Source organism: Mesorhizobium sp. CO1-1-8 (assembly GCF_020164875.1).
In the GTDB taxonomy this organism is placed as follows: Bacteria; Pseudomonadota; Alphaproteobacteria; order Rhizobiales; family Rhizobiaceae; genus Mesorhizobium.
This window is the reverse complement of record NZ_JAIUGZ010000003.1, coordinates 428,674-445,279: the sequence shown is the minus strand read 5'-3', so window position 1 is coordinate 445,279 and position 16,606 is coordinate 428,674. Positions and strand designations below refer to the sequence as shown.

Annotated in this window: 15 protein-coding genes; 9 read left to right on the top strand and 6 right to left on the bottom strand. The window is 59.5% G+C overall.

Features of this window, described 5'->3' with window-relative positions; genetic code table 11:
* Nucleotides 1-53: 53 nt before the first annotated feature.
* On the bottom strand, nucleotides 54-1,019 hold the full coding sequence (locus LB558_RS08430; RefSeq protein ID WP_224697119.1) for an NUDIX hydrolase: 966 nt from the start codon (nucleotides 1,017-1,019) through the stop codon (nucleotides 54-56).
* Nucleotides 1,020-1,651: 632 nt separating this feature from the next.
* Nucleotides 1,652-2,419, bottom strand: coding sequence for an SDR family NAD(P)-dependent oxidoreductase (locus tag LB558_RS08425; RefSeq protein ID WP_224697118.1), 768 nt, complete (start codon nucleotides 2,417-2,419; stop codon nucleotides 1,652-1,654).
* A 604-nt stretch (nucleotides 2,420-3,023) separates the two neighbouring features.
* Between LB558_RS08425 and LB558_RS08420 the strand changes: the two genes are divergently transcribed.
* The 8 genes from LB558_RS08420 to LB558_RS08385 all read left to right on the top strand — a co-directional run bounded on the left by LB558_RS08420 (nucleotide 3,024) and on the right by LB558_RS08385 (nucleotide 10,988).
* On the top strand, nucleotides 3,024-4,244 hold the full coding sequence (locus LB558_RS08420) for an ABC transporter substrate-binding protein (RefSeq protein WP_224697117.1): 1,221 nt from the start codon (nucleotides 3,024-3,026) through the stop codon (nucleotides 4,242-4,244).
* A 10-nt stretch (nucleotides 4,245-4,254) separates the two neighbouring features.
* Nucleotides 4,255-5,121, top strand: coding sequence for a branched-chain amino acid ABC transporter permease (locus LB558_RS08415; protein WP_224697116.1), 867 nt, complete (start codon nucleotides 4,255-4,257; stop codon nucleotides 5,119-5,121).
* Nucleotides 5,121-6,182, top strand: coding sequence for a branched-chain amino acid ABC transporter permease (locus LB558_RS08410; RefSeq protein WP_224697115.1), 1,062 nt, complete (start codon nucleotides 5,121-5,123; stop codon nucleotides 6,180-6,182). Before LB558_RS08415 ends, LB558_RS08410 begins: the two co-directional genes overlap by 1 nt.
* A 26-nt stretch (nucleotides 6,183-6,208) precedes the next feature.
* Nucleotides 6,209-6,901, top strand: a complete 693-nt coding sequence (locus LB558_RS08405) for an ABC transporter ATP-binding protein (RefSeq protein WP_224697221.1) — start codon at nucleotides 6,209-6,211, stop codon at nucleotides 6,899-6,901.
* Entirely contained in the window at nucleotides 6,891-7,577 is a 687-nt protein-coding gene (locus LB558_RS08400) for an ABC transporter ATP-binding protein (protein WP_224697114.1), read from the top strand. Before LB558_RS08405 ends, LB558_RS08400 begins: the two co-directional genes overlap by 11 nt.
* A gap of 126 nt (nucleotides 7,578-7,703) precedes the next feature.
* Nucleotides 7,704-8,057 carry a hypothetical protein gene (locus tag LB558_RS08395; RefSeq protein WP_224697113.1) on the top strand — a complete coding sequence of 118 codons (354 nt, stop codon included), beginning with the start codon at nucleotides 7,704-7,706 and terminating at the stop codon, nucleotides 8,055-8,057.
* Nucleotides 8,058-8,153: 96 nt separating this feature from the next.
* Entirely contained in the window at nucleotides 8,154-8,492 is a 339-nt protein-coding gene (locus tag LB558_RS08390) for a N,N-dimethylformamidase, small subunit (protein ID WP_224697112.1), read from the top strand.
* A 108-nt stretch (nucleotides 8,493-8,600) separates the two neighbouring features.
* Complete coding sequence (locus LB558_RS08385; RefSeq protein ID WP_224697111.1) at nucleotides 8,601-10,988, top strand: N,N-dimethylformamidase beta subunit family domain-containing protein; 2,388 nt, start codon at nucleotides 8,601-8,603, stop codon at nucleotides 10,986-10,988.
* A 129-nt stretch (nucleotides 10,989-11,117) separates the two neighbouring features.
* Here the strand turns inward: LB558_RS08385 and LB558_RS08380 are convergent, their stop codons facing one another.
* Together LB558_RS08380 and LB558_RS08375 are read right to left on the bottom strand one after the other, a co-directional pair.
* Nucleotides 11,118-12,143, bottom strand: a complete 1,026-nt coding sequence (locus tag LB558_RS08380) for an alpha/beta fold hydrolase (protein WP_224697110.1) — start codon at nucleotides 12,141-12,143, stop codon at nucleotides 11,118-11,120.
* Nucleotides 12,144-12,248: 105 nt separating this feature from the next.
* Complete coding sequence (locus tag LB558_RS08375) at nucleotides 12,249-13,259, bottom strand: GlxA family transcriptional regulator (protein ID WP_224697109.1); 1,011 nt, start codon at nucleotides 13,257-13,259, stop codon at nucleotides 12,249-12,251.
* 147 nt (nucleotides 13,260-13,406) lie between these two features.
* On the opposite strand from LB558_RS08375, the gene LB558_RS08370 reads away from it, so the two are divergent.
* Nucleotides 13,407-14,180 carry a DJ-1/PfpI family protein gene (locus tag LB558_RS08370; RefSeq protein ID WP_224697108.1) on the top strand — a complete coding sequence of 258 codons (774 nt, stop codon included), beginning with the start codon at nucleotides 13,407-13,409 and terminating at the stop codon, nucleotides 14,178-14,180.
* 417 nt (nucleotides 14,181-14,597) lie between these two features.
* On the opposite strand, the gene LB558_RS08365 is transcribed toward LB558_RS08370, so the two are convergent.
* Entirely contained in the window at nucleotides 14,598-15,620 is a 1,023-nt protein-coding gene (locus LB558_RS08365) for a GlxA family transcriptional regulator (RefSeq protein ID WP_224697107.1), read from the bottom strand.
* A gap of 204 nt (nucleotides 15,621-15,824) precedes the next feature.
* Complete coding sequence (locus LB558_RS08360) at nucleotides 15,825-16,547, bottom strand: DJ-1/PfpI family protein (protein ID WP_224697106.1); 723 nt, start codon at nucleotides 16,545-16,547, stop codon at nucleotides 15,825-15,827.
* Nucleotides 16,548-16,606 lie beyond the last annotated feature (59 nt).

Here is a 16,606-nt window from a genome sequence, read left to right as displayed (position 1 = left end):
TTATATTCCGAGTGACAATAAGCGGAATATATCTACGTTGACTATAAGGTCTGTCAAGACCGCGTCAGCGGCAATTTTGTCCCAACGACTGCCCGTTCATCGAGGACAGCATGGCGGAAGCGATAAAGCTTTGCCGGCCGGCCGCCCGTATCGAGAGACGTCGCGCCAGTCTCCTCAACCAGCTCTTGCTGCTCGACGAGCCGGCGGAAGTTCGGTTTGTTGATGAGCCTGCCAGCCAGAGCTTCCACGGTTCGCTGCAGCTGGAGCAGCGTGAAGGTTGGTGGCATCAGTTCGAACACCACCGGCCGGTATTTGATCTTGGAACGCAGCCGCGCGATGCCCGTCGCCAGGATGCGGCGATGGTCGGCGACCATTGCCTTGCCCGACAAGGCCGCCGGGAGAGTTGTTTTGGGCCGGTCACCAGCCTCTTCGACCAGCGCGGCTTCATAGAGCAGCTCGTAGCGCTGGAGCGTGAGATCCTCGTTCCAAGGACGGTCGTCGAAGGCGAAGGCGATCGCGGCGCGCTGTCGGCGTTCTCGGCGCGCCGCTGCGTCGCTGGCCCCCTTCGCCCAGGCAATCAGGCGCGGCCGCAAGACATTCAGCGCCTCCGGCGTGCCGGAACGATGATCTTCCCAGGGAAAATAATCGTACCAGCTTTTCCAGTGGGACTTGCGCGACACCGCCATGGCCTCCTGCCGGGTCAGCGCGAGATAGCTGATGGAGATGTTGCGCTGCTCGCGCTCGGCCCCGGTTCGGTCGCGGTCGGCGAAGGTATAGAGCTGCTCGATGTAGCCTAGCGGATGGCTTGTCTGTTGTTCGACCCAATCCCTCAGGCCAGACTGCAGGGAACGATGACTGAGTTCGAACGGGCCGGAGGGGAGTGCATTCCGAAGCCCGACTGTGAGAACACAAGGCTCACGGTCGGCCACCGCGGCGACAACGGCGATCAAGTCCACATTGATATCGCGGCCCTTCTGGGCGGTGCCGTCATTTTTCGTTCGTGTTGCCTGGTCGTGCATGTTCGCCGAAGTGGTTGTGCCGAGCTCCACCGTGAAGCAACTGAACCGATTTAATACAACGTTGTATCATGCCTGTTCGCGCGTCGACACTGCGCCGTACGGCCATTTTTAATCCCTCGCGTCTGCACAAAATATTTCAAACGCGACACTGTCGAAGGGTAACGCCGGGGAAGCAGGCTACGCTTGCTGAGGCCGCCGGAAACGAGTTCGCGAGTTTGGAACCGCGACTTAATGCGAAGGCGCATGCGCTTGACCATTTCGAGCGCCGGGTTAGCCAACGCGCCCATGTCCCTCGTTATAGCTGACGAAGTAGAAAGCTTCCCTAATCGCATCGACCCCGGGAAGCTGACCCCGCAGAAAATGACAAAAGGCCAGCGCCTCCATCAACAGGGCGCGCTGTTCCCCAGGAGCTGTGATCAAACGAAACCAGCGTGCTCTAAAACGACGCGCCGCAGCAACGACGATCACTTGCGTCGAGCGCAAAACCGAGGGCCTGCAGAGGCTTTCGTTTCAATGCCGGGGCCCGGCCAAAGCCGGCGGCCAAATTGGGCAAATCTCACCCTGAAGGCAGGGGTGAAAATCCGGTCCGGCATTTGATGACGACGTCAAAGCAGCGCAGCTCGGTCGCGTGGTCAAACGAGCTTGGCCAGCAAGCCACCATCGACGGGCAGATCGACACCCGTAATGAAGTCCGCATCCTCGGACAGCAAAAACAGGCAAGCAGCCGCCACATCATCCGGATGCCCGACGCGGCGAAGGGGCGTTCGATTGGCCATGGCCTCGACCCGGGCAGGATCGACGTAGATCGACTCTGTCATTGGCGTCCACAGGGCGCCTGGCGAGACGGTATTCGAACGGATACCCTCCCGGCCAAGATCGATGGCCAGGCTTCGGGAGAGTGAAATGACGCTCGCCTTCGAAATCTGATAGGCGTCAAGCGGCCCGTCTTTCATGGCGTTGTCCATGGAGCGCACGCCAACGACACTGGCAATGTGAACCATTGAACAGGGCTTGGTTCGCCGCATATGTGGAACCGTCTCACGGATCATATGGATTACGGCGTCAAGATTGACAGCGATCGTGCGCTGGTAATGCTCCAGCGGCATGTCGACAACCGACCCGTCACGTCCATACATGGCAACACCAGCTATGTTGGCGAGGTGATTGGGGGACCCAAACCTGGCTGCGATATCAGCAACGAACCGGCTAATCTCGGAAGGATCCGCCAAATCGCCGACGACGTAGTGAACACGATCGCTGTAGGCGTCATAGTCCGAGGGCCGCGGCTTTACGTCGATGACACCGACGCTGGCGCCTTCACGCAGAAGGCCGAGCGCTGTTGAAAGCCCCACGCCACCGCCGCCACCCGTAACAATCGCGACCCGGTCCTTAAAACGCATTTCATCCACCTATCCGACTTGAGGTCGCCGACGCTGGTAGAGTGACGATTGGTATTTGTAAAATGCCTTTGAGCTGATTTGTCAATCTTCCCCGCAGAATGCATTGAATCACCCACGGCTGGGTAGCCTTTGAGGCTCAAAATCGCACGATTGTGCGTGCGGAAGCGCTTCCAAAGTCGCTCTCGCAAGGTGTCAAGCGCCTTTCAAACGGTTTAACCAAAATACCTTTTTCAGGGCTTGGATAAGAACATCTGGCTTATATTCTGTCTGGCAACCCATATCCGCCAGGGAATTGCCTTGAGCTTTTGCATGTTGAGCCCGACCGGAGGGGGTGGAATGATTGCAAATTCGCAAGCCATTTGGCTATTTTCCGGCACAAACCCTCAGAAACGGCTCTGTGCACCCGCAACCGTTCAAAGATATTAGAATCTTGTAATGGGCAGTTGACACACCGATTCAAAGGTATGAAAATCAAACCATAAAGCCCGTCTGTGGAAAAATTTCTCCTGAGATAGGCATGGCGCGGCCTGTTTTTGTCTCGGCAAAAGAGGACGCGAAGACGACCCGCATGTTTCAGTCTTCACCCTCGGGAGCGAGAACTCTGATGATCAATCGTCGAACCTTCAACAAAAGCCTTCTTTTGTCCGCCCTTGCAGCCCCCGCATTCGTTGGCCGCGCCGCCGCCGCCGACGACGAGGTAGTGATGGGCGCCATCCTGGACCTCTCCGGCGGCCTCGATATTTACGGCACGCCGATGCTGCAGATGATGCAGATGGCCGTCGACGAGATCAACGATGCCGGCGGCCTCATCGGCAAGAAGGTACGCCTCATCAAATACGACACCCAGTCCAACATGCAGCTCTATTCGCAATATGCCCAGCAGGCGGCGCTGCAGGACAAGGTTCAGTTTGTCCATGGCGGCATCACCAGCGCATCGCGCGAAATCATCCGGCCGATCCTGGGTCGCTATAAGACGCTCTATCTCTATTCGACGCCGCATGAGGGAGGCGTTTGCGACAAGAACACCTTCATCACAGGTACGTCGGCGGCGATGACGGTGAAGGAGCCGCTCAAATGGGCGGTCAACAAGTGGGGCAAGAAGGCCTTCCTCATTGGCGCCGACTACAACTACCCGCGCATCTATGCCGATTGGCAGATCAAATTCGGCAAAGAGTATGGCGCGACGATCTTGGGCAACGAGTTCGCGCCGCTTTCAGTCACTGAATTCGGTCCGCTGATCACGCGTATCCAGACCGAAAAGCCCGACTTCGTGTCGTCGGCGCTCGTGGGGGCCGCGCATATGGGCTTCTACCGTCAGTGGGCGGCGGCAGGTATGCTGGGCAAAATCCCGATCTTGTCGGGTTCCTTCGGCGCCGGCAACGAGCAGAAGATGCTGCCTGCCGATGCGAGCAACGGCATCGTGGCGCCGCGCGCCTACTTCATGGAACTCGACACGCCGGCCAATAAGGATTTCACGGCGCGCTACTACAAGAAGTTCGGCGACAAGGCTCCCTATGTCAGCGATCTGATCCTGGGCGGCTATGAAGGCACGATGCTGTGGGCCGAAGCAGTCAAGAAGGCCGGCACGCTCGACCGCGACGCGATGGTCGCGGCCATGGAGGGCGCTACCTATGCTGGCCCTGCTGGCACCGTGAAGATGAATGCGCATGTGCATTACGCGGCGCGCGACATCTATCTGGGCGAATGTCAGAACCAGACCTTCAGCGTCCTGGAAACCTGGAAGCAGCAGGAGGCCACTGACGCCGGCGACCGGTGCGACCTGATCAAGGATCCCACGACCAATCAAGAATTCACGCCGGAGTGAGATTGGTTACATGAGCCTGACCATAGTCCTCCTGATCCAGATCGTTGCGGCGATCGCAACGCTTGCGCTGTTCAGCGCCGGCCTTGCAATCGTGTTCGGCATGATGCGGGTCATCAACCTGGCGCATGGCGAGTTCCTCATGCTTGGCGCCTATAGCGCCATCAAAAGCCATGAGGCCGGGATCAACGATTGGATCGGCATGATCGTCGTTGCGCCGATCGTTGTTGGACTGGTGGGCATCATCGTCGAACGCGTGCTGATCAGCCGGCTATATGGCCGGCTGATCGAGACGATGCTGGCAACATGGGGGCTCAGCCTGTTCCTGACCGGGCTGGTCACAACCATATTTGGCAACACAACATTGGGAACGCCCACGCCCCTCGGCACCATCACCATCGGCGACTATGGCCTGGGCGCCTACAGTATCTTGCTGATCGGGGTCTGCGCGCTGTTGATGGCGGCAATCTATGCGGTGCTGCGGCTCACCCCCTGGGGCATCATCGCTCGCGGCACCATGCAGAATCCCGACATGGTCGCGGCCCTTGGCTACAACCCCAAGCACATCTACGCCGCCACCTTCGCCATCGGCGCTGCCGTGAGCGGCTTGGCGGGCGGACTGCTTGCTCCGCTCACCGGCGTCATCCCGACCATGGGCTCCGCCTTCGTCGCCAAGGCCTTCATCACCGTGATCTCGGGCGGCGAAGCCATCATTCTTGGCACCGGTTCAGCCTCGATCATCTTCGGTGGCGTCAACCAACTGGTCAGCTACTGGTCGACGGCCGTGCTTGGCGAGGCGGCGTTGCTACTGGCCGCCATCATGCTGCTGCGCGTTCTGCCGCAAGGCATCTCGGGGCGCTTCTTCAAGGGTGGCGTGTAATGGACATCGTTCGCCGCCTGGGCGCGGGCACTTTCGTGACGGTCGCGGCCGGCATTGCCATCCTGTTGATCGTGCCGCGCGTGTTCGACCTCTTCAACGTGCTGCAGATCACCATTTTCGCTGTCATGGCGATCCTTGCGCTCAGCCTCTCGCTGGCCTGGGGTCTGGGCGGCATCCTATGCTTTGGCCAGGCCGCCTTCTTCGGCCTCGGCGGCTATGCCTATGCGGTGGCCGTCGAGAATATGGGCGACAGCACCATCCCCATACTGCTGTCGTTTGCCGTGCCGGCGCTGTTTGCGCTGGCGCTCGGCTACTTCATGTTCCTTGGCCGCCTCAGCGAACTCTATGTCGGCGTCATCACGCTTTGTGTGTCGCTGATTCTGTTCAACTTCTTCAGCAGCACCACCGATCCTTCCTACAAGGTCGGCAAGGCCGTGCTTAACGGCTTCAATGGGATGTCCAATATCCCGCAGATCAATATCCCCGGCTATCCCAACGCCGTACTTGATCCCAATGCCACATTTGCCCTGGTCATGGCCTCGCTGATCCTGGTCTATGTCATCTGCAAGCTTTTGTCGGTCTCAACCTATGGCCGTATCATCACCGCAGTGAAGCAGAACGAAGACCGGGCCGAGCTCATGGGCTACAACTCAGCCTACATCAAGCTTGGCATCTTCGTCATCAGCGCGGGCATCGCCGGCTACGCCGGCTGCCTGTTCGCCAACTGGAACGCCTTCATATCGCCAGGCGTGTTTTCCCTGGCGATGACGGCCCAGACCATTATCTGGATCATCGTCGGCGGGCGCGAGACCTTCATCGGCCCGGTATTGGGCGCGGTCGGCATGCAATATCTGACCACACGCCTCGGTACCACCGAGACGCTCGATACGAACCTTGTGCTCGGGATCATCCTGATGGGTTTCGTGGTGCTGGTGCCCGAAGGGATGGTCCCGTTCGTAAGCAACGGGTGCCTGCAGCTGATTGGGCGCCTTCGCAGCCGCCCGGCTGCCCCGAACGTCGCCGCGATTGCCGCCCGGCAGCAGAAGGATCTGTCGACGTGAGCTTTCTGGCAACCAAGGGACTTGAGATGCGCTTCGGCGGCGTTGTGGCCATCCACAATGTCGATTTCGAGATGGCAAGGGGCCAGGTCCACTGCCTGATCGGACCCAACGGCGCCGGCAAGAGCACCTTCTTCAAGATGATCACCGGTCAGTTGCGGCCAACCGCCGGCATCGTCACCTTCGCCGACCGGACCATCAGCGGCTTTCGACCCTTCGAGATCGCGCGCCTGGGCATCGGCATCAAGACGCAGGTGCCAAAACTCTTTGACGAGCTCGATGTTCGCGAGAACCTGTGGCTGGCAGCGCGCCGCCGCAAGAAGGGCGCGGCCGCCAACCGGCTGGTTGACAGCCTGCTCGACGAGCTTCAGCTGGCGCCCTTGGCCGACAAGCTGGTCGGACGTCTCGCGCACGGGCAGCGCCAATGGGTTGAGATCGGCGGCGTGCTGGCGGGCGAGCCATCGCTGGTGCTTCTGGACGAACCCGCCGCCGGAATGAGCGACGCTGAGGTCGACCGCACCGCGCAGCTCATCGGCTCGATCAAAAAAGACCGCTCCGTCCTCGTCGTCGAGCACGACATGCGCTTCATTCGCATGATCGCCGACCACGTCACCGTCTTCCATCAGGGCCAGACCTTCACCGATGGAACCGCCCAAGCCGTGCTTAGCGACCCCAGGGTGCGCGACATCTATCTGGGAAAGAGTTTTCGTCATGATGCTTGACGTACGCGGGCTGGGCTCGGGCTATGGCCGCATTCCCATCTTGACCGACATCACGCTCAATGTCGCGCAAGGAGACTTCGTCGGGATCCTCGGCCACAACGGCGCCGGCAAGTCGACGCTGCTCAAGACCCTGGTCGGCGCCATCCCCGTCAAGGCCGGCAGCTTGACCTTCAACAACCTCGACATGACCAGGTTGCCAACCCACAAGCGGGCCGCTGCCGGCCTCGGCTACGTGCCCCAGGGGCGTCAGATCTTTCCCGCGCTCTCGGTGCGCGAGAACCTTGCCATCAGCGCCTTCAAGGGCAAGGTCGCTATCGACGACGTGCTCAACCTCTTCCCGCGTCTCACCCGCCTGCTCGACCGCGCCGGCGGCGCGTTGTCTGGCGGCGAACAGCAACTCTTGGCACTCGCAAGGTGCCTGTGCAACGCCCCGAAGCTCATGCTGCTGGATGAACCAACCGAAGGCATCCAGCCGTCGATCATCGAGGAGATCATCGACACCTTAAAGCTCATCAACGAGCAGCGCGGCATTACAATCATCCTCGTCGAGCAGAACCTAGAATTCCTTACAGCCCTCGCACGGCGCGTCCTCATCCTCAAGCGCGGCAGGCTCCGCGAGGAAGTCGACCCTAAAGCCCTTCACGATCCCGCGGCCCTCGATAAACTCATGTTGTGAGGGGCCGTGGGCCATTGCCCAGGACCTTTCGCCCTCCCGCGAGGACTATGCCGAAAAAATGATAGAATTCTGAAATTTTGTATCGTATTCGAAAAGGCCTGCGAGATTCGAAAGGAACCGGTGGAAATGCAGAAGATCTTTGTCATTCACAATCTTCTTCCAGGCGTCACCAGAGAGCAGTTCGATTCCTGGTCCAGAGAGGTGGACCAGGGTGTGATGTCGCGGCGCGACGGCTGCATCCGTTATGAGGTCTACTACGTGGAGGGCGACCCGACCGGCGGGGAGCCGTTTTGCCACGTGGTGGAAGACATCGATGTTGAGGACGTGGACCGGTTCATGGCAAGCCTTAAAACTCCTGAGATGGAGAGGGTCATGGCGAGCTTCAAGGACTACGGCGACATCTCTTCCGTCAGATTTGTTGTCGGTTCCAAAATCAACCCGGCGCGCCTCCCTTCAGCACACAGCCAGCCCGGCTCGTGAGCGACGAGGATCGGCTCGGCAATTCGGATCGAGTCTCGGGAGGAGACCAGGACAATGACTTCAGTTCCAAAAATCGACAAGGCGGATCTTCACCGAATGATCGTCGAGCACGAAGCGTGCCTGAATTCGATGAAGGGGGTGGCAGGAAGCTCGGTTCTGCTTGCCGAAACGCCAGGAGACGTGACTTCGGTCGGTGGCGGCATTCAAACAGACCGGCAGTTGGGCCGGCTGCTTGTCCAGCTGCGCAAGCAGCCTGTCGCCGGGAAACTGATCGCGGTCTGTACCAAGCACGACAAAGAGTGGCGGATTGCCCGGCTGTCAGGCGTAAAGGGCATTCCACCCGCGTTCGCCGATGACCGTGTGTTTGGTGACGAGCACGAGGTGCAGCACGCGATCTTCCTGATGCGCCTTGAGGCTATGCCCACGACGCGATGACATCTACCGGCCTGCGACCGCAATTGGCCGCTGGTGCGATGCCCTCCAGTTGGTCGCGTCGAAACAGATTTTTCCTAATGGCTTGCTTATAGCTGGGGTGGTTGAGACATGGAATTGATGCACCTGACCGGTTATGCCGACAAATTCGCGGTTCATCCGGGCGAAACGATCGACTTCTTCGTCAACTGCGCCGAAGGTGGCGAGTATAGAGCCGAGATTGTCGAGCTGGTCCACGGCGACACAAATCCGCGTGGTCCGGGATTTATCGAGCGTCTTGTCGAAAGTTCTGTCGACGGCAAGTATGAGGGTCGTCCGCAAACCATTCACAGCGGCTCATACGGATTTGTCGCTGATTCGCCGGCATTGCATGTCCGAAGCTTCACGCTGCAGTGTTGGGTTTGGCCCACCATGCCAAAGACTGAACCGCAATATTGGCGGCATGGATCGCAAGGGATCATAACCCATTGGGCCGCGGGTCGTGGATACGGGCTTTTTATCGACGAGGTCGGCATTCCCGAGCTTCGCGTCAACGGCCAGGTGTTGAAGGGCAAGCTGCCCCTGCGCGACCACGCCTGGCATTTCCTGGCGGCGACCTATGACGCCGAGACTGGGGAAGCTGTCCTCTATCATGAACCGCAGGTCGTATATGCTCTCGACCTGGTGGAAGAGCCGGCACGCGCTGTGCTTGGCGAACAGCCATGGCCGGTTGCAGTCCCATTGGTAATCGCAGGCTGCGTGCAAGACGGTGGCGGCCAGGCCAAGCGCAGCGCGCAAACACCCTCGGGCTTCGTGATGGGGAACCACTATAACGGCAAAATCGACAGTCCGCGTCTCTCGAAGACGGCTCTGTCGCGGGTGGACATCGAGGCGATGAAGACCTGCGCAGGCACGGCTTTGAGCGAGCGCCGGCACACGGGCCCTAGCGATCGCCTCGCAAAAAGCATCGTCGCCATCTGGGACTTCTCGGTCGGGATTCCAACCTTGATGGGCCACGACGTTGGTCCGTTCAGCCTGCACCTCACCTTGGTCAACTGCCCCGCACGAGCGCTCACCGGCTTCAACTGGACTGGACACAATTTCGACTGGAAGAGCGCTTCGCACGAATATGGTGCCATCCATTTCCATGACGACGACCTCGACGACGCACGATGGGAGGTCGACTTTTGCTGGACCGTTCCGGAGGGCACCAAAAGCCGCTTTTATGCGGCCAAGCTGACGACCGCGGGGGGAGCCGAAGATTATATCCCATTCTGGGTCGTGCCGCGCCTGGAGGAAGCCAAGGCCAAGATCGGTTTCATGGTGCCTACCTTGACCTACATGGCCTATGCTAACGAGCACCTGGCGACCAACGCCGCGGGCGCAGAGCTGCTCTATTATCGAACGCCCATCATACAGGAACAAAACATATTCCTGTCGCAGCATCGCGAATATGGCTGCTCGAACTACGACACCCACACTGATGGGAGTGGGGTCCATTTTTCCAGCCGGCTGCGGCCGATTTTGAACATGCGTCCCAAATACGATTCGCCCTTGGCGCAGGGCCCATGGGGATTCTCGTCCGACCTCTATCTCGTCTACTGGTTGGACAAAATGGGATATGACTATGAGGTCTTTACCGACGAAGACGTCATCCATGAGGGGCTCGCACGCCTTGAAAAATATAATGTCGTCCTGACCGGCTCGCATCCTGAATATGTGACGGGCTCGCAACTCGATGCGCTGCAGGACTACACCCAGCGTGGTGGGCGCCTGATGTATATGGGCGGCGACGGCTTCTACTGGGTCTATTCGCTTCACCCTGCCTATGACGCTCAGGGGCGTGGCATCCTTGGAGAAACACGACGCCTTGAATCAGGGCTGCGAACCTGGGAGGCGGATCCGGGCGAATATTACCATCAAAGCACTGGCGAACTGGGGGGGATGTGGCGTTATCGTGGCCGCTATATTCAAGCGGTCGCAGGCACAGGCATGGCCGCCCAGGGCTTTGACATCGGAACCTATTTCACACGCACGCGGGAGAGCCTCGACCCACGGGTCAGCTGGGCGTTCGAGGGTATCGGCTACGAAGAAAAGATCGGCAATTTCGGACTTTCCGTTGGCGGCGCGGCGGGATTGGAGGTCGACATTGTCGATACCATGCTGGGCTCGCCCCCTCACATTCTGACGGTCGCCACTTCGGTCGGCCAACATACGGAGGCCTATCTCCTGGTAACCGAAGACTACAGGGTGAGCCAGGCTGGTATCGATGGAACCCAGCACCCGAGGGTGCGCGCCGACATGGCCTTCCATGAGACACCCAACGGCGGGGCGTGTTTCGCGTTCAGCTCGATCTCCTTTGTTGGGTCATTGCCCTGGAACAACGGCGACAACAATGTGTCGCGGTTGGTCAAGAACGTGCTGGATCGGTTCGGTGCAGATGGGCCGCTGCCGCCAGCACCTGCTGAGGCCAGCAAGGTTCGAGGTCGCGCCGACTATCGAACGCCGGTTTTTGACTAGCGATCGGTGATGCGGTTACGGCTTCTGGGGTCAGAAAGCAGGGGTCTGCAATCAAATTAGAGCCGATGGGCCGCCGACTTGATTATCGGCTGAAGTGGCTGCCTGACCGCGCACATCCGGCGCCCTCGCTTAGACTGTCGCCTCACGAAGCCAGCCAAGCAATTGAGCGTTTACGAAGTTCGTATCGGGCTGGTTGGTGCCTGGAAACCCGGCCATATGGCCCCATACGCTTGGGATCGGACAGCAGCGCGCGCTTGGCATGACATCTGCTTCCATTCGGTTATCGTCGACCGGGAAGTAAAGGTCCGTGGCGCTGGGTATCAGGAGTGCGTTGGCGCCTATTGACGAAAGTGCGGCCTTGAAATCTCCGGCAAAAGCCGGCTTGCGCGAAATGTCCGCGGTCTGCCAGGTCCGCAACATGGCCAACAGGTCATTTGCGTCTTTGTCGAAGAAGCGTCCATCCCAGAACCGTTCGAGATAGTCGTCGAGCGAGGCAAAGCCCAGAATGTCGAGATAGACCCGCTCGCGATAGAAGGCCTGGGACAACGCCCAGCTGGCATAGATGCGGCCAAAGGCACGAAGGCCCGCCTGTGGTGGGACAGCATATTCTCCATTTTCAAACATGGGGTCGAGCCTCAGCGTCGCCTCCAAGCTTGCGACGAACACGTAATTATGGGGCGCGCAACGGGCCGCGCCGCAAACCGGTGCGATCCGATCCACCATCTGCGGAAAGGCTACCGCCCATTCGAACGTTTGAAGGCCACCCATGGAAAAGCCGGTCACGAGCTGGATCTTTTCCACACCCAAGTGCCGCGTGACCAGCCGGTGCTGCGCTCGGACATTGTCGGCGATTGTGACCTGGGGAAAGCGAGGGCCATCGTGGGGCGCCGCCATGTTGCTGGGCGAAGAGGATTGCCCGTCGCCGAACAAGCCCACTGAAATGATGAAGTATTTGCTTGGATCAAGCGCCAGCCCGAGGCCAATCCGAGGCTCGTTCTCAGCGAGCACACCTGCATAGGCGGTTGGAACGACGACCGCATTATCCCGGTTTGCGTTCAGTTGGCCGTAGGTTTTGAAGGCAAGGGTTGCGTCAGGTAAGACAAGCCCACCGTCCAGCGGGTGGTCTCCCAGGCGAAAGAGTTGGTAATCGGTCATCCTGGTCCTTTGAAAGCCCGTGCGTCGGCAGGCGCAACATATCGCCCAATCTTGTCGCAGCAGCGGATATCAAGCCAAGGACATAAAAGCGGCGAATTCCGCCATCTATGCAACATGTACTGGCATGCGCTTTCGCAATTTGGGCTGATGCGTCAATGCTGCCTCTCGCGCATAGGCCCGGGCTATGCGCCGCAGCGCCTGCGGCGTCTGGCCAAACAGACGCAAGAAAGTGCGCCGCATCCGCTCGACATCGCCAAAGCCGACATCGTGAGCGATCAACTCGATGGATTCGTAGCCCTCTTCTATGCGCGGCCGGGCGACTTCTGCCCGGATCCGTTCAACCGCCCTTGCGGGGGTTTCGCCCGTCTCTTTGAGAAACACGCGGGAGAACTGGCGGCTGCTGACGTGCGCCGCTTCCGCCAGGCTTTCGACCGAGAGGGTTTCACCAAGGTGGTCGCGTGCGTAAGCGATCGCCTTGCGCACGCGATCGGATTCTGGCGCCAGATCAAGGATAGCCGAGAACTGCGATTGACCGCCCGGGCGGCGATGATACACCACCAGCTCACGCGCCACGGATTGCGATACGTCCGATCCATAGTCGGATTCGATCAAGGCAAGCGCCAGATCAATGCCCGCCGTGACGCCCGCGGATGTCCAGATCTTTCCGTCGTTTAGGTAGATGCGATCGGAGTTGACTGAGAGTTGCGGATAACGCGCCTGCAGCAACGGCGCCCAGCGCCAGTGCGTTGTCACCCTATGGCCGTCGAGCAAGCCCGCCTCAGCCAAATAGAAGGTGCCGGTGCACACGCCGGCGATCCGGCGGGAGGAAGCGGCCAGCGAGCCAAGCAAATTGACGGTGTCGGGTTCACGCTGAGGTTCATGTGCTTCGGGGCCGCCGACAACGATGACTGTGTCGCCGTGGTTTGCCCCGTGCGGACCTACGGTGTCGGCCAGAATGTTGAACCAGCCAGGCACAGCACCACCAGTGCTCGACACAACATTTATCTCGTAAGCAGCGTTGCAGGTTTCCAGAGCGCAATGGAAGGCGCTCATCGGTCCGCTAAGGTCGAGGGGCTCGAATCCGGGCACCACGACGAATGAAATGCGACGAGCCATTCTTCTTCCCGCAAGTTTACCGGTTCTGGGCGAGGACATCCAACCACCCGGAATGGAACCTGTCATTTTATGCGTCTTTAATGTGCTTTACGCCATCGCCGATCAAGAGGCATCTTGCATCCAGATCATTTCGCAAGGAGACGACACTTGAAACCGACGGATCTGCCCTCGATGAATTACCTCCGGTCCGCTGCATCCCCTGCCGGCGCGAGACCCTTTCATGTCGGGATCGTTATTGGTCCAGGCTACAATCCCATGGATATGGTGGGCATCCATACGGTCGCCACCGTCATCCCTGGCGCCCAAATCCACTTCCTCTGGAAAACGCATGACCTGGTCGAAGGCTATCCGAGCTGGTGGACGCGGCCCACGACGACGTTCGCCGAGGCGCCGGATAAGCTGGACGTGCTCGCGGTCCCAATGATGATGCCAGAGGTTCAGAACGACCCGGAGGTCATCGCCTTCGTCAGGACAAAGGCCAAGCTGGCGTCCCACATTGTCGGAATTTGCAACGGCGTTCTCGTTCTGGGTGCCGCAGGATTGCTGATAGGTCGCCGCGCGACGACAAACCACAACTCTCTTCCGCTGCTCTCTGAACTCGGTGTCAGCGAGGTCGTGCCGGCCGACCTCGGCGTCGTGCAGGACGGGAACATTTACACCGCGGGTCCTGGCCTGGGATGCTATGAAGCTATGTTCCGGGTCGTCGAAAATGCCTTCGGCCTCGAAGCGGCACAGTTCGCGGAAGTGGCGATCGAATACGACCCGCGTCCCGTCTACGGGATGGGGGTCGCCTCGCAAGCCGACCCCAAACTGCTCAAGCGCTTCGAGGAATTCATGGAGCCGCTGGTCAAGGATTATCGCATCGGATCTCTTGCAGCGTACAATGCGGTTACAAGCTCGGCGCATCCAACGGCGGCTTAGCAACCATCGTCCAACTGCAATCGCGCTTCGTCGTAGCCTGCTCAGCAACGTTGTGTGCCGAGGTCATCGCAATGGGCAGGGTTAAGGTCATTCGGCCAAAGTGCCGGCTGACCTTAACCCGCCTCCGGGCGGGTTCTTCAGGCCTACTCAGCGGCGGGCGTCTTCGCAATGACGCCACCCAAGCTCCGCCTGCCAAGCAGAGGTTCCTGAGGGATCATCAACAATGCGGGTTCACGCATTGCAGTGACTCAGAAGGCGAGCGCCTTCGCGTCTCGCCCGGAATGCCTTGCCGCGGTTCAATATCACTGGACGTCACGGCGCGAGCGCTGGTGTCAAGGCGCGCATCCGGGGGACCTGGTGTGACCGCGGCGACTGTGGTGTGGAGGCCCGGGTCAAGATGCGAGCAGCTAGTCCAGACTATCGCTGCGTGCTCCATCTGGCTTGTTTCGACGAGCCAAGTGAGGCAGTTGACTGGCAGGGTGCCGTCGCAGTCTTTGCGGTGCATCGAGCGCTAAAGCGACGGCGATACGCGCCAGGGCTAATGCCGACGATTCGCTGGAAGCGCGCCCTGAATGTGGTTGGCGATTCGAAGCCGGCGGCATAGCCAACCTGCTCGATGGGCTCGCTTGTGGTTTCAAGGAGCTCCTGCGCTCGCCGGATACGCGCCGTAAGTATCCACTGAACAGGCGTCGTTCCCGTCTGGGCACGAAATCGTCTGGCGAAGGTGCGTGGGTTCATGCAGGCGTGGCTTGCCAAAGTTTCGATTGTCAGCGTGGCGTTCAAATGCTCGATCATCCAATCTAGAAGGTTGGCGAGGCTGGCATTGGACCGAGGTGGTTCTCTTTGGATGAATTGCGCCTGGTGGCCGTCCCTGTCTAGGGGAGCACACGCAACGCGGGCAGATCGTGCGGCAACCGACTGCCCATGATCATGCCGTACGATATGCAGGCACATGTCTAGCCCGGCGGAAAGACCGGCCGAGGTGATGATGCGCCCCTCATCGAGGAAGAGCACATTTGGATCGAGCCTTACCGAAGGAAATCGGCGCTCGAAGTCCACCGCATAAATCCAATGCGTCGTCGCAGCGAGTCCATCGAGCAGGCCCGCTTCCGCAAGGACAAACGCCCCTGTGCAAATCGACGATATTCGCGCGCCATTGGCCCAAGCGGTGCGGACGGCGGCCAATACCGGCGCGGGTATTGGCATGTTTGGATCGTCGATTCCGGGTACGACGACGGTGTCAGCCGTGACGAGGCGATCGAGGCCATAGGGAGCATCGATCTCAAAGCAGGTTGTGCGTACCTTTGGAGCTTCGCCGCACACCACGACCCGGTATGCGGGCATGCCATCTGGGGTGAGGACATGACGAAATATGTCACATGGTATTGCGAGATCGAATGCGACAGCCCCATGCATTGCAAGGACCGCTACCTCGTGCATGATTTGTGCCTCTTGAGACGATTTGTCCTGTCTGGTCGGTTAACGAACTGAGGTACGGTCTTTCCGATCGTGACCTAGGTCAAGGCCCTGAGGATGCTGATCATGCTGTCGACGCGGCGCGGATCTTACCAAAACTTCCATGCGCCTGGCCGCCCGGGGGGAATTATCCCGAGCGGCAAGGCTCTAGCATCGTTGCGATTAAGCCTACGCTGCAACCGCACGTTCCTTGCGTTCGCGACCAACTGACGTAGCAATCCTGATGCCCTCGGCGACGAAGGGGGCCAGGATATCCGTTGCGATCTTGGTGACTTCTGCTTCGGCAAGTCGTGGCGAGCCTCCGACAAATGGTGGCTCGGGCGCGTACTGCATGATCAACTGTGTGACCTTCGCCACGGACTCACCCCGCAGTTCCGCAAGCATGGCAATGCCATAGTCCACCCCAGCGGTCGCTCCCCCTCCCGAGAGGCGATTGCGATCCTTGGTAATGCGGTCGTCCGTTGCATCGACGCCGAGCGCTCGCAGGGCATCTATGTAGGCCCAATGACAAGACGATTTGTAGCCATCGAGCAAACCAGCCGCGCCGAGCAGAAGTGATCCCGTGCAAACCGACGTAACATATCGAGCCGACCTTGCGACATCGACAAGAAAGTCCATCGTTTCCCTGTCTTCCATAAGCCAGGCCGGGTCAGTCGCTCCACCGACGAACAGCACGTCGACATCACGTGGACAGGTTCCGTATGTGTCGGTTGGATTGACCGAGACCCCGGTATCGCTAACGACCGGCTCCAGTGTCTTCCAGACGTGGTGGGTCTTGCCGTGCAGTCCCAGGGCCAATTGCGGACCGGCAAAATCGATCAAGGTCATGCCCGGATAAATGAGCATGGCAACGGTCAGGGGTTTAGGCTCGGAAGCAGGCAGTTGTTCCATGTGAATTCTCCTCCTCTACACCTCCTGTTTTACGCTCTTGCGCTTTTGCATGTGAGTAG

Coding starts and splice junctions, on each gene's coding strand:
- LB558_RS08395 (WP_224697113.1), top strand. CDS start 7,704: ATGCAGAAGATCTTTGTCATTCACAATCTTCTTCCAGGCGTCACCAGA.
- LB558_RS08400 (WP_224697114.1), top strand. CDS start 6,891: ATGATGCTTGACGTACGCGGGCTGGGCTCGGGCTATGGCCGCATTCCC.
- LB558_RS08365 (WP_224697107.1), bottom strand. CDS start 15,620: ATGCACGAGGTAGCGGTCCTTGCAATGCATGGGGCTGTCGCATTCGAT.
- LB558_RS08385 (WP_224697111.1), top strand. CDS start 8,601: ATGGAATTGATGCACCTGACCGGTTATGCCGACAAATTCGCGGTTCAT.
- LB558_RS08375 (WP_224697109.1), bottom strand. CDS start 13,259: ATGGCTCGTCGCATTTCATTCGTCGTGGTGCCCGGATTCGAGCCCCTC.
- LB558_RS08420 (WP_224697117.1), top strand. CDS start 3,024: ATGATCAATCGTCGAACCTTCAACAAAAGCCTTCTTTTGTCCGCCCTT.
- LB558_RS08380 (WP_224697110.1), bottom strand. CDS start 12,143: ATGACCGATTACCAACTCTTTCGCCTGGGAGACCACCCGCTGGACGGT.
- LB558_RS08415 (WP_224697116.1), top strand. CDS start 4,255: ATGAGCCTGACCATAGTCCTCCTGATCCAGATCGTTGCGGCGATCGCA.
- LB558_RS08390 (WP_224697112.1), top strand. CDS start 8,154: ATGATCGTCGAGCACGAAGCGTGCCTGAATTCGATGAAGGGGGTGGCA.
- LB558_RS08430 (WP_224697119.1), bottom strand. CDS start 1,019: ATGCACGACCAGGCAACACGAACGAAAAATGACGGCACCGCCCAGAAG.
- LB558_RS08360 (WP_224697106.1), bottom strand. CDS start 16,547: ATGGAACAACTGCCTGCTTCCGAGCCTAAACCCCTGACCGTTGCCATG.
- LB558_RS08410 (WP_224697115.1), top strand. CDS start 5,121: ATGGACATCGTTCGCCGCCTGGGCGCGGGCACTTTCGTGACGGTCGCG.
- LB558_RS08425 (WP_224697118.1), bottom strand. CDS start 2,419: ATGCGTTTTAAGGACCGGGTCGCGATTGTTACGGGTGGCGGCGGTGGC.
- LB558_RS08405 (WP_224697221.1), top strand. CDS start 6,209: ATGCGCTTCGGCGGCGTTGTGGCCATCCACAATGTCGATTTCGAGATG.